General features: G+C 54.0%; 7 protein-coding genes and 1 CRISPR repeat array. All 7 genes read left to right on the top strand.

The annotated features are described in order from the left end of the window. Positions 1 to 11: 11 nt before the first annotated feature. The 7 genes from cas7e (at position 12) to ACEN2G_RS06240 (ending at position 12,812) form a co-directional block, all read left to right on the top strand. Positions 12 to 1,046, top strand: coding sequence for a type I-E CRISPR-associated protein Cas7/Cse4/CasC (cas7e, locus tag ACEN2G_RS06270; RefSeq protein WP_442020622.1), 1,035 nt, complete (start codon positions 12 to 14; stop codon positions 1,044 to 1,046). A gap of 10 nt (positions 1,047 to 1,056) precedes the next feature. Further along, positions 1,057 to 1,791 (top strand): type I-E CRISPR-associated protein Cas5/CasD, encoded by a 735-nt coding sequence (gene cas5e, locus ACEN2G_RS06265; RefSeq protein ID WP_442020621.1) that lies wholly within the window; start codon positions 1,057 to 1,059, stop codon positions 1,789 to 1,791. Position 1,792: 1 nt separating this feature from the next. Then, positions 1,793 to 2,620, top strand: a complete 828-nt coding sequence (gene cas6e, locus ACEN2G_RS06260) for a type I-E CRISPR-associated protein Cas6/Cse3/CasE (RefSeq protein WP_442020620.1) — start codon at positions 1,793 to 1,795, stop codon at positions 2,618 to 2,620. 26 nt (positions 2,621 to 2,646) lie between these two features. After that, on the top strand, positions 2,647 to 3,564 hold the full coding sequence (gene cas1e / locus ACEN2G_RS06255; RefSeq protein WP_442020619.1) for a type I-E CRISPR-associated endonuclease Cas1e: 918 nt from the start codon (positions 2,647 to 2,649) through the stop codon (positions 3,562 to 3,564). 2 nt (positions 3,565 to 3,566) lie between these two features. Beyond that, the gene (gene cas2e, locus ACEN2G_RS06250) at positions 3,567 to 3,860 is read left to right on the top strand and encodes a type I-E CRISPR-associated endoribonuclease Cas2e (RefSeq protein ID WP_442020618.1); all 294 of its coding nucleotides are present in this window, start codon (positions 3,567 to 3,569) and stop codon (positions 3,858 to 3,860) included. Positions 3,861 to 3,944: 84 nt separating this feature from the next. Continuing rightward, positions 3,945 to 10,685: direct repeats of the CRISPR family, unit length 29 nt; unit sequence GTGTTCCCCGTGCCCACGGGGATGAACCG. A gap of 711 nt (positions 10,686 to 11,396) precedes the next feature. Then, complete coding sequence (locus ACEN2G_RS06245; RefSeq protein WP_442020617.1) at positions 11,397 to 12,134, top strand: RNA polymerase sigma factor; 738 nt, start codon at positions 11,397 to 11,399, stop codon at positions 12,132 to 12,134. Between the two features lie 45 nt (positions 12,135 to 12,179). Then, on the top strand, positions 12,180 to 12,812 hold the full coding sequence (locus tag ACEN2G_RS06240) for a hypothetical protein (RefSeq protein WP_442020616.1): 633 nt from the start codon (positions 12,180 to 12,182) through the stop codon (positions 12,810 to 12,812). The last annotated feature ends 113 nt before the right edge of the window (positions 12,813 to 12,925 follow it).

The raw sequence follows: 12,925 nt of genomic DNA, 5'->3' as shown, positions 1-12,925 counted from the left end.
GGAGACTACCCATGAGTAAATTTATTCAACTGCACTTACTGACCTCTTATGCACCTTCGAACTTAAACCGTGATGATCTGGGCCGCCCCAAAACCGCGCGTATGGGGGGCAGCGAGCGTTTAAGAGTAAGCTCGCAAAGTTTGAAACGTAACTGGCGTGTGTCCGACTTATTTGAGCAGTCATTAGGTGAAAATATTGGTACACGTACTAAAAAATTAGGTACGCAGGTGTTTAATCAATTAACCGAATTAGGCACGGCAGAAAAGCAAGCTAAGGAATGGGCTATAGAAATAGCAGCTGTGTTTGGTAAGGGAAAGAAAGACAGCTTAGATATTGAGCAGCTCGCCCATATCAGCCCAGAAGAAATGCACGCCGTCACGTCTCTGGCAGCAACCCTGGCTACAGAAAACCGTGCACCAGAAAAAGAGGAGTTGGCTTTGTTGCGCCGTAATGCAAGTGCGGTGGATATTGCGCTGTTCGGCCGCATGCTGGCATCCTCACCTGAATTTAACTGCGAAGCGGCTTGCCAAGTGGCCCATGCGATTAGTGTGCATGGTGTCGCCGTAGAAGAAGATTACTTTACCGCTGTTGATGATCTTAATAATACGGATAGTGATTTAGGTGCTGCTCATATCGGCGAAGCCGCCTTTGCCGCCGCCTTATTTTATAGCTATGTCTGCATCGATAAAGAGCTATTAGTGAAGAATTTGGGTGGCGATTTGGAATTAGCTAATAAGGCGATTGCAGCCTTGGTTGAAGCCGCCGTTAAAGTGTCGCCTAAGGGTAAACAAAACAGCTTTGCGTCTCGTGCCTATGCATCCTTTGTACTGGCCGAAAAGGGAGAGCAACAGCCGCGCTCCTTATCCGTTGCCTTTTTAAAGCCCATTAGCGGCGAGAATCAAGCAGAAGATGCTGTACAAGCATTACAACGTCAGGCGGAGAACTTCGATAAAGTCTATGGTGCTTGCGCCGATGGTCGTTACTCGGTGAATGCCACTACCGGTGAAGGCAGCTTCGAACAGCTAAAGACCTTTATTGCTGATTAAGGGGGGCCCTATGGAATATCTGGTATTTCGTTTATATGGTCCACTCGCCAGCTGGGGAGAGGCGGCGGTGGGGGGGGACAGGCCGTCGGGCCTGACTCCCACTCGCTCCGCTGTGCTGGGAATGATCGCCGCCGGGCTTGGTATCAAGCGCGAAGATACCGAGCGTTTAAATACGCTGCGTCTAAGTATCGGCGTCGCCATAAAATCGTACTCAACGGGTAGCTTAGTAAGGGATTATCATACGGCTCAGGTGCCTTCCCAAGATAGAAAACGGCATTTTTATACCCGAAAAGATGAGCTAAGTATCGCAAAAGATAAATTGAATACTGTGTTATCTAGTCGTGACTATCGCAGTGACGGCTACTGGGTGGTTGCCATTTGGCAGCAGCCAGATCAAGCATTCTCTTTAGATGAGATAAAAAAAGGGCTGATTAAACCAGTGTTTACTCCCTATTTAGGAAGAAAGGCCTGCCCGTTGGCAGCGCCGTTATTTCCGCAACTTATTGAGGCTGATCTGAAGTCCGCTCTCGATTGTGAGTTTCCACCGATATTAAAGACCTATGAGCAAGATAAGCGTTGGTTGGGGATCGGTTCTAATGTGACCTATTTATGGCAAGGCCAAGCGGATGCATTAGGTCATTATGACGGAGTGCAAAGCCGTAATGTATGGGATGAGCCGATTAGCCGAATGCCGTGGCAGTTTGGTATGCGTCAAGAGCATCAACTGACCATGGTGGAGGAATAACATGTATTTATCCCGTATCAGGTTGGGTGATAGCCCAGCTGCCAGCAATGAATTAGTGAGCGCCATGAGCAAAGGGGTGTATGGCAATCATCAATTACTGTGGCGATTATTTACAGAAGAAGATCAGCGTAACTTTCTATTTCGCCATGAACAAAGCGATGGTCGGCTCTCTCCTGCTGGTGAGCCTATTTTTTATGTGCTCTCCCGTGAAGCGCCGAATAATAGCGAACAGCTGTTTCAGGTCGAAAGTCGTCCTTTTACTCCGCAGATAGCGGCAGGGCAGCGATTAGCATTTAAAATTCGTGTCAATCCTACCGTGTGTCGGCAAGGAAAACGCCATGATGTGCTGATGGATGCACAGCAACAGTGGTTGCATTATGAGTTAAAGCGCTTATCCGTTGCCGTGTCAGGAGCGAAGAAAGACTTAAAGCATCAACTGCTCGACTTGGCCAATGATACCGATGTTGAACGTTGGCTGACGGTTATCGAAAGCGGCGCTTATCGTGATGAGCTAGCTACACTACTGGGCAGAAAAGCGACGCTAGATCTGGCATTAAAAACCACATCTGAACAGGCATTAATGGAATGGTGGCAAGCGCGTTGTCAAAAAATAGGCGTTAAAACCCCAATGGATGCTGACCCATTACAAATTGATGCCTATCTACAACATCGTATTAAAGGTAAACAAGCGGGTGCGGTATTTAGCTCTATCGATATCAGCGGTACTTTAACGGTTGACGATCCCGAGTTATTTTTAAATAACCTCCGTCAGGGTATAGGCAGAGCGAAGGCCTTTGGCTGCGGCATGATGATGATCCGTCGTATCTAAACTTTGTTCATTACAAAGGAGTGGTCATGGCATTTATTCCTCTAAAGCCGATACCAATGAAAGATCGGGTATCCATGATTTTTCTGCGGTATGGGCAAATAGATGTACTCGATGGCGCTTTTGTTTTAATCGATAAAACGGGGATTCGCACCCATATACCTGTGGGCTCGGTGGCATGCATTATGCTTGAGCCCGGCACGCGAGTCTCCCATGCGGCGGCCAAATTGGCGGCAACGGTTGGAACCTTATTGGTCTGGGTGGGCGAGGCGGGAGTGCGACTGTATGCCTCTGGCCAGCCCGGCGGGGCGCGATCCGATAAACTGCTATATCAAGCTAAGTTGGCACTGGATGACGACTTACGTTTAAAAGTCGTCCGTAAAATGTTTGAGCTGCGCTTTGGTGAACCCGCACCCAGTCGGCGCTCCGTCGATCAGCTTAGGGGAATAGAGGGCAGCCGAGTACGTACGACGTATGGCATATTAGCTAAAGAGTATGGAGTTAAATGGCAAGGACGGCGCTACGATCCAAAAGATTGGAGCAAAGGCGATAAAATTAATCAATGCATCAGCGCCGCGACCTCTTGCCTTTATGGCATTACTGAAGCCGCCATATTAGCGGCAGGGTATGCGCCAGCCATTGGCTTTATTCATACCGGCAAGCCATTGTCTTTCGTCTATGATATTGCCGATATTATTAAATTTGACACTGTGGTGCCTAAGGCATTTGAAATTGCCAGCAAAAACCCTGCTGAACCGGATAAAGCGGTGCGCATTGCCTGCCGAGATGCCTTTCGCAGCGGCAATACATTAGCTAAATTGATCCCCTTAATCGAGGAGGTATTAGCCGCCGGCGAGATAACTCCACCGCCGCCACCCAAAGATGCACAACCTATCGCCATACCTGAGCCTAAATCATTGGGTGAAGCGGGCCACAGGAGCAGTTAACAATGAGCATGTTAGTTGTGGTGACTGAAAATGTTCCGCCGCGATTAAGAGGGCGGTTAGCTATTTGGTTATTAGAAGTACGAGCCGGTGTTTATGTTGGCGATGTATCACGGCGCATTCGTGAAATGATCTGGCTGCAAGTGAGCAAACAAGCAGAGCAGGGTAATGTGGTTATGGCTTGGGCTACCAATACGGAGTCGGGTTTTGATTTTCAAACTTATGGAGAGAATCGGCGTATGCCGGTGGACCTAGATGGTTTACGACTAGTGTCTTTTTATCCCGTTGAAAATCAATAGGTTAACGATCTTTAAAAACATGGAAAAGTTGGTGCCTTTTTTAGTGTTGGAAAATGCTAGTTAAATCAGTAGTATACGCTTGGTGTGTTCCCCGTGCCCACGGGGATGAACCGAGAGGTGAGCATGAATCTATCCCTTACGTTTGGTGTTCCCCGTGCCCACGGGGATGAACCGGCGGTGATATGTTCTAGCGTTATGATGACTGTGTGTTCCCCGTGCCCACGGGGATGAACCGCCTAAGCCCGAGGTTATCGATGGGGCAAGCAAGTGTTCCCCGTGCCCACGGGGATGAACCGCACCTTGGCTCGCAGTTGCGCTGCAGCCTCTAGTGTTCCCCGTGCCCACGGGGATGAACCGTAAAAATGTGAGAGTGACCGACCGCAAGACGCGTGTTCCCCGTGCCCACGGGGATGAACCGTCTTACCCGTATTGCAACAGGTTATTGTTGAAGTGTTCCCCGTGCCCACGGGGATGAACCGCGTGTGGCCATGTTATTACGGCGGCGGGTATTGTGTTCCCCGTGCCCACGGGGATGAACCGTCAGGATCAGGGCCATACATCGCTGGGGTGACCGTGTTCCCCGTGCCCACGGGGATGAACCGTATCACATCAAGGAGCGCGAGCTTATCTTGACGTGTTCCCCGTGCCCACGGGGATGAACCGGAAAGAGATCATGTGCAAGGCTCGGGTTACAAGTGTTCCCCGTGCCCACGGGGATGAACCGAAATATTGTCGATCCTGATTTAACCGCTTTATGTGTTCCCCGTGCCCACGGGGATGAACCGTCCCCTTGCCTGACCTGTATGAGGATATTCGTGTGTTCCCCGTGCCCACGGGGATGAACCGTCATACCGAGGCGCTGAAATTTCGGTAGTTTTGTGTTCCCCGTGCCCACGGGGATGAACCGGTCTTGTTGCGCCGTTACAGCGCCTTTCTTTGGTGTTCCCCGTGCCCACGGGGATGAACCGTAGGCGAACACGTCACGACGTCTCATGTGACGGTGTTCCCCGTGCCCACGGGGATGAACCGTAAACGTCGACGTTTTGCGGATTGATTCCGTGGTGTTCCCCGTGCCCACGGGGATGAACCGCTCGTTTCACGAACTCAGCAAATGAGCGGTTAGTGTTCCCCGTGCCCACGGGGATGAACCGATGTTTCATCTAGGCGGTTTGGTTTCGGTGTAGTGTTCCCCGTGCCCACGGGGATGAACCGTTGTTTAGTAGAGTTATATTGGTCAAGTAAATGTGTTCCCCGTGCCCACGGGGATGAACCGTTAACCGGCTTCAAACGCTTGAACTTCTTCATGTGTTCCCCGTGCCCACGGGGATGAACCGAGGCGAACATTAAGAGTTTAGTAACGGGTCAGGTGTTCCCCGTGCCCACGGGGATGAACCGTCACACGGTCCCGCTACGCCTTGAGTTTCTGAGTGTTCCCCGTGCCCACGGGGATGAACCGCGGCCACGGTAAATGGCATAGCCTGATTCGGTGTGTTCCCCGTGCCCACGGGGATGAACCGTACCAGCGGCGCAATCTTCTTAACACTTAATTGTGTTCCCCGTGCCCACGGGGATGAACCGGCTGGGCGATTGTGCTCAAAGATGCGGATGCGGTGTTCCCCGTGCCCACGGGGATGAACCGTGCGGGTGGCGGAATGGCAGCATGTGCCCATCGTGTTCCCCGTGCCCACGGGGATGAACCGCTGCTCGTGTTCCTCGACCATTTCGCGCCATAGTGTTCCCCGTGCCCACGGGGATGAACCGTAATGAGTCGAGTCTTTTCTTCATCCGTTAAAGTGTTCCCCGTGCCCACGGGGATGAACCGTTTAACGTAAAAGCGTGACCACCATCACATTAGTGTTCCCCGTGCCCACGGGGATGAACCGAGATTGATGACGCTATACAGTCGCAGTTCAAGGTGTTCCCCGTGCCCACGGGGATGAACCGGCGAACCGCATGTCCTGTGTTCGTTCGGCAATGTGTTCCCCGTGCCCACGGGGATGAACCGTCATGTGATGAACTGGCAGCCGCTGCCGCGCTGTGTTCCCCGTGCCCACGGGGATGAACCGATGACGCTCCAGAAATGAAGCTAGTAGAAGAAGTGTTCCCCGTGCCCACGGGGATGAACCGGGTAGGGACTACTCGGGGGTAGAGGTTAATTTGTGTTCCCCGTGCCCACGGGGATGAACCGCCGTCACAATTACGATTTACGCTTGATGATTAGTGTTCCCCGTGCCCACGGGGATGAACCGCCTTGGTTTTTCAGGCAACAGATGCAGCCAACGTGTTCCCCGTGCCCACGGGGATGAACCGCAGTACCATAGGTGCGCCATCACCCATAACGGGTGTTCCCCGTGCCCACGGGGATGAACCGGTTGGTGTTGACCCGCACACCAGTTACGCCAAGTGTTCCCCGTGCCCACGGGGATGAACCGTCGATCAGCTGGATGGCTCCGACCCTTCGCAAGTGTTCCCCGTGCCCACGGGGATGAACCGAGCTACCCACCGGCCGAGTGCGTATCGACTTTGTGTTCCCCGTGCCCACGGGGATGAACCGGTGGCGCGCAGGCTTTCCATTTCGTTACAGTCGTGTTCCCCGTGCCCACGGGGATGAACCGTTTACCCCTGCTGCCGCTGGCGTGATTGACCAGTGTTCCCCGTGCCCACGGGGATGAACCGCGGGCGCCAAGATATTTCAGCTGGGCTATACCGTGTTCCCCGTGCCCACGGGGATGAACCGAATGCGATCAGGATTTTTGCTTTAAGCCACTAGTGTTCCCCGTGCCCACGGGGATGAACCGGTCGAGCAACCGCTAAGGCCAATACCGGAGAAGTGTTCCCCGTGCCCACGGGGATGAACCGCAGGGCGTATGAAAGGTGAAATGATTTGGTTAGTGTTCCCCGTGCCCACGGGGATGAACCGCCTGATCCAAACTACCAGCGCTCTTAAATTCTGTGTTCCCCGTGCCCACGGGGATGAACCGGCTTCGTTGACCTTGGCCGCCAGTTTTAAACCGTGTTCCCCGTGCCCACGGGGATGAACCGACGGCCAATGGTATGACGCTGAAACGGGCATCGTGTTCCCCGTGCCCACGGGGATGAACCGATGTGGCTATATCTACGGCGGCAGTAGCGGCTGTGTTCCCCGTGCCCACGGGGATGAACCGGGTTAGGTTCGTCGGTTCCTCTTCCATGCCCCGTGTTCCCCGTGCCCACGGGGATGAACCGAGGTCGCTATAACTCGCATCGCTTTTTCGACAGTGTTCCCCGTGCCCACGGGGATGAACCGTTTAATCAAAGAATGCTCGGCTGCATCAGAGCGTGTTCCCCGTGCCCACGGGGATGAACCGCAGAAGCTGCCAGCATGCTGGTCGATGGGTTTGTGTTCCCCGTGCCCACGGGGATGAACCGCGACTGAGTTGGGTGGCTCGGCCACGACCACTGTGTTCCCCGTGCCCACGGGGATGAACCGTAGACGCCCTTGCGGGTACGCTTGCGCGGGAAGTGTTCCCCGTGCCCACGGGGATGAACCGAGCAAAGGCTAGATAACCCGCTCGGGCTTAATGTGTTCCCCGTGCCCACGGGGATGAACCGACTATAAGGGTAGATGATGATGGCCTTGAGTTGTGTTCCCCGTGCCCACGGGGATGAACCGATTGAGTCGCCGACGATGTAGCGAATACGCTGGTGTTCCCCGTGCCCACGGGGATGAACCGGGTAAGCGTTATCGCGGCCTGTGCAGCCCTGAGTGTTCCCCGTGCCCACGGGGATGAACCGCAAGAAGCACTGCAGGCTCAAGCTGCGTTCGCGTGTTCCCCGTGCCCACGGGGATGAACCGCGTTGGCGAACATTGTCTATGCTTCCGCGCTGGTGTTCCCCGTGCCCACGGGGATGAACCGTGCTAAATTAGAGCACGTTGGAAGGCAAAAGCGTGTTCCCCGTGCCCACGGGGATGAACCGGTGATGGGCGTAGAGCCAAGCCCTCACGCCGTCGTGTTCCCCGTGCCCACGGGGATGAACCGGAAAGTTAGAAGATGAAAAATTTTACATTTAGGTGTTCCCCGTGCCCACGGGGATGAACCGTTGGCCCATGGCTAAATTAAAGGTTTTTAGTGGTGTTCCCCGTGCCCACGGGGATGAACCGCCAATGGTGATGGTTTTAAGGAAATGATTAAAGTGTTCCCCGTGCCCACGGGGATGAACCGTGATCGTTCAGCACCTTCACACTGGAGTCGTAGTGTTCCCCGTGCCCACGGGGATGAACCGTGAACGTGAGTATGATGCTATGCTTTATAAAAGTGTTCCCCGTGCCCACGGGGATGAACCGCAGATCGGGTATTTCAAGACGGTTTTATTATGGTGTTCCCCGTGCCCACGGGGATGAACCGCTGTAAAGCTGATCGGCATGACTGATGTTAGTGTGTTCCCCGTGCCCACGGGGATGAACCGGGCGCATTGGCTCCCGTGTCATAGCATCTGCAGTGTTCCCCGTGCCCACGGGGATGAACCGTATTGTTGTTAGCGCGGGTGCCACTGCATCAGGTGTTCCCCGTGCCCACGGGGATGAACCGCGCCAGTAGAGGGGCCTCATCGATCGGCATACGTGTTCCCCGTGCCCACGGGGATGAACCGAAACTTCGTGTACTCATAGGCAGATCGGCGCCGTGTTCCCCGTGCCCACGGGGATGAACCGTCTAGGAGTTTCGCCGGACTCAGCGTCAACGCCTGTTCCCCGTGCCCACGGGGATGAACCGCAAACACCAGCGAGAGCCAAGCGCCTGTCTGTGTGTTCCCCGTGCCCACGGGGATGAACCGCCGGTGTCGTTATTCAGGATCACCACTTGGCGGTGTTCCCCGTGCCCACGGGGATGAACCGAGTAACGTTAACGCGATCTTGTTCGTCGATCGGTGTTCCCCGTGCCCACGGGGATGAACCGCCGTCAACCACTTCCTGCCCGATGTTAACTGTGTGTTCCCCGTGCCCACGGGGATGAACCGAAACGGCAACCAACCCCGCGAATGTGACGCCCGTGTTCCCCGTGCCCACGGGGATGAACCGAAACTATGATGCGCTCGATAACCAATCCAGCGGTGTTCCCCGTGCCCACGGGGATGAACCGCCGTAATCGAGGGTCACTACGAGCGGTTAATCGTGTTCCCCGTGCCCACGGGGATGAACCGTATGGCGGCCAGAGTCAGAACTAAATAACCCCGTGTTCCCCGTGCCCACGGGGATGAACCGTCCGCTAAAGCCGCTGGTTTTGCCCATAAGCAGTGTTCCCCGTGCCCACGGGGATGAACCGCCCCTTGAAGCGCTCAACAACCGACCTAGACCGTGTTCCCCGTGCCCACGGGGATGAACCGTTAATTTTACATCAAGCATTTCAGATTTAACTGTGTTCCCCGTGCCCACGGGGATGAACCAGTCGGGAACTTGTACAGTTCTTCGTTTGGCGTGTGTTCCCCGTGCCCACGGGGATGAACCGGCGCTAGGGATTTATCAGGGCAACATTAGCAAGTGTTCCCCGTGCCCACGGGGATGAACCGATCTCAAATGCCATAGCGATAGCAGCACGCTTGTGTTCCCCGTGCCCACGGGGATGAACCGGGTGAGACTCGGGAGTATGAGCACGTTTTATCGTGTTCCCCGTGCCCACGGGGATGAACCGAAAGCCGCCTAGTTAGAGTGGGGCCACTGGCCGTGTTCCCCGTGCCCACGGGGATGAACCGCCTTTGTCTAACCGCTGCAATTCTGCGTGAGTGTGTTCCCCGTGCCCACGGGGATGAACCGTAAAGCAGCACCTGCGGATCCAGCGTGTTGAGGTGTTCCCCGTGCCCACGGGGATGAACCGCCCGCGCAGTGGGTGCGTTAGGTTTATTACACGTGTTCCCCGTGCCCACGGGGATGAACCGGCGCTGGTCAGTTTGATGACTTGCCATTTTAAGTGTTCCCCGTGCCCACGGGGATGAACCGCATTTGAACCTGCCAAATTTTGCGGTTAGAAAGTGTTCCCCGTGCCCACGGGGATGAACCGGGTTTATAATGAGAATTATTGTGATGAACAACGTGTTCCCCGTGCCCACGGGGATGAACCGTATATCTTCGTACACTTGGCGCAACGAGTCGGGTGTTCCCCGTGCCCACGGGGATGAACCGCACTGCTAAACCCATTGCCAAACTCAACCACAGTGTTCCCCGTGCCCACGGGGATGAACCGCATTTGTGACCTGTGCTTCACCTTGGGCACTGGCGTTCCCCGTGCCCACGGGGATGAACCGGAGATTTATGCGGATAATGGTCTTCTTTGATCGCGTTCCCCGTGCCCACGGGGATGAACCGGTATTAAAAGCGACGTGATTTCGGCAGTGTTAGCGTTCCCCGTGCCCACGGGGATGAACCGGGCACGGCACTAAAAAGTCTCTCGATCAACCCGCGTTCCCCGTGCCCACGGGGATGAACCGGTTTGCGCAACTTTATCAGCGTTGAGCTTGAGGCGTTCCCCGTGCCCACGGGGATGAACCGCACACCAGTTACATCAGGATGCTCCATCATGCGCGTTCCCCGTGCCCACGGGGATGAACCGGTTTACGCAACTTTATCAGCGTTGAGCTTGAGGCGTTCCCCGTGCCCACGGGGATGAACCGAGCTTATCTGCGCAAACGGCCACGGGGGTAGAGCGTTCCCCGTGCCCACGGGGATGAACCGAAAGCATGGTCTGATGTTATGATGGGGCTAGGGCGTTCCCCGTGCCCACGGGGATGAACCGAGTGTGGGTGGGCTGTCGTCTTCGGTGCCGAGGTGTTCCCCGTGCCCACGGGGATTATAACTAGGCATGGTTCCAGCGGAATTATAAGTTTAGCCCGATACTTAATCAGGGTGCTTCTCTAAGTCACCGGTTCATGGTGGAACCGGCTGTGTGTTTTTTATACTAAAATAAATTCGTTAACTGTCAAAAAGGCAGCTTAGAAACCTTCACCGCCACACAGACAGTTCAGAAAGTTACTGCCAGTTTTGAGCGGTTTTTGTAAACTTCACCGCCACATAGGCGGCTTATAAATAACATTAGGGCAGGGCGTTAAACCGGTTGGTTTTTGAGGCAGGTGGAACGGTCGGCCTGTAGGGGCTCTGTGGAACAGGAAAGGCGTTAAAGGGCTTCTCTGAATTGATGGGCAACACCAAAACCGTGCCGAAGTCCTCTTCGCTGAAGAGACGGGCACACTACAAAAGCACCAAATCAACAGATTCGGTGTTACATGTACGCACTCCCCATCAGCCATCGCATGTAGTCATCCCCAAGCTCAAGACACACTAAACTGTGCCAAACGGTTACGCCGGTAGCGTAATGTGAGCACAGATTTACGTCTGCTAAAACAGGCTTAGTATTTGCCCTCTTTCATCCGTTAATGCATTTCAACCGGTTCACTAACAGTTAACGTACATACTGAAGGTCAGGCGGTGTTTAAAATAAATGTCACCGATTTTAATCTGCTGCGTCTAATAGAGTAGGCATTCCAAAAACAGTGATGGAGAATCGTGTTATGAGCCGTTCAAAAGCCGAAGCGCCCATGCCGCTGGTTGAGTTAACCGATGCTAATTTGCTGGCGCGAGCTCGCTTGGGGGATGGGGCTGCGTTTGAGCTGATAGTGCGCCGCCATAATCGGGCGTTGTTTCGTGCCGCAAGAGGCGTATTAGACGATGAAAGTCGGGCGCAAGAAGCGGTGCAAGAGGCTTATTTTAGCGCCTTTAAACATATGGATTCTTATCAGGAACGGGCGTCTCTTAAAACTTGGTTGACGCGCATTGTGGTTAACCAAGCTATCAGTATTCAGCGCCGACAACATTCTGAGGTGTCGTTAGATGAGAAGGTCATTTTTCTCGCTTACTCTCAATCAGCGGGAGGCCAAACCATGGCTCCTATGGACGGCCATTGCTCCTACGGCGGGTCAAGTCCACCAGAAATGGCGGCCAGCCAGCAAGAAATGAAGCATCTTTTGGAAGCCGCTATTCGGCGCTTGCCCGAAACCTATCGCAGTGTCTTTATGCTGCGTGCAGTAGAAGGTATGTCGGTGATAGACAGTGCTTTTTGCTTAGGTTTGAGTGAAAACGTCGTTAAAAAGCGCCTGTCGCGGGCGCGAGTCATGCTGCGCAAGGATCTGGAGCAACAGGCAAAGAGCCAAGCGTCCGATACCTTTGAGTTTGCGGGTAAACACTGTGATGCCGTAACCGCACATGTGATGGCAGAGCTTACTCGTTGGGGGATGATCAAGCCAGTTTGAAGCGGCGATGATTTCGCCTTGTTTAACAGTCGAAGGAGAATACCCATGAAAACTACCACTCTATTGTTAGCGGCAACTATGGTGACATTTGCTACCGGCTCTGTGCTGGCGGCGGATGTGGATCACTCAATGGATGCTCAACAACAGCAGTCTGCAATGAATATGTTTGGTGGCCCAATTTACAGCGGCGATCCGGCGTTAGATGTGACGGCGGCGCTAGTAAAAGCAGGTGGCGGCGCTGAAAAATTTAGCTTCGCACAGGCACTGGTGGCCATGCTCGGCCAGAAGACGGTGGATGCCGAAGTAGCCAAACTAACCAAGCAATACGGTGCAGATGAGGTAAACACCTTCCTGAGTGGCATGGATGCGGCCATTGGCTTTGGTCTTAAGCGCGCGACGGAGGCGGGTATTAGTTTGCCTGAACCTGCCGATCTCTCAGGAACTGAGCTTGCCAAAACACTGGTTAATGCTGGTACTGCGCCAGATAGCACCTTTTGGAGTGGTTACCTGTTTGATAAAGCGCTCTCTAATAACATACACAACCAAGTGATGGCGGATATTAATGCCAAAGTGAGTTATGAAGCGGATAAGACCACCCATAAGATCTTGAACCAAGCCATGTATGACGTGGCGCAAGAGTTGGGTATGAAAGACGTAAAGCTGGCCGATTTGCATTAATAAAGCGGCCGTTTTTATTCGTCGCGACCTAGGCCGCCTTGTTGCCAGCGACACGGCGGCCAATTATTTTGCTTCACGCTTCACGCTTCACGCTTCACGCTTCACGCTTCACG

Source organism: Oceanisphaera sp. W20_SRM_FM3 (genome assembly GCF_052119705.1).
In the GTDB taxonomy this organism is placed as follows: Bacteria; Pseudomonadota; Gammaproteobacteria; order Enterobacterales; family Aeromonadaceae; genus Oceanimonas.
Note: the sequence above shows the minus strand (reverse complement) of the source record. Positions and strands in the feature narration are given on the sequence as shown.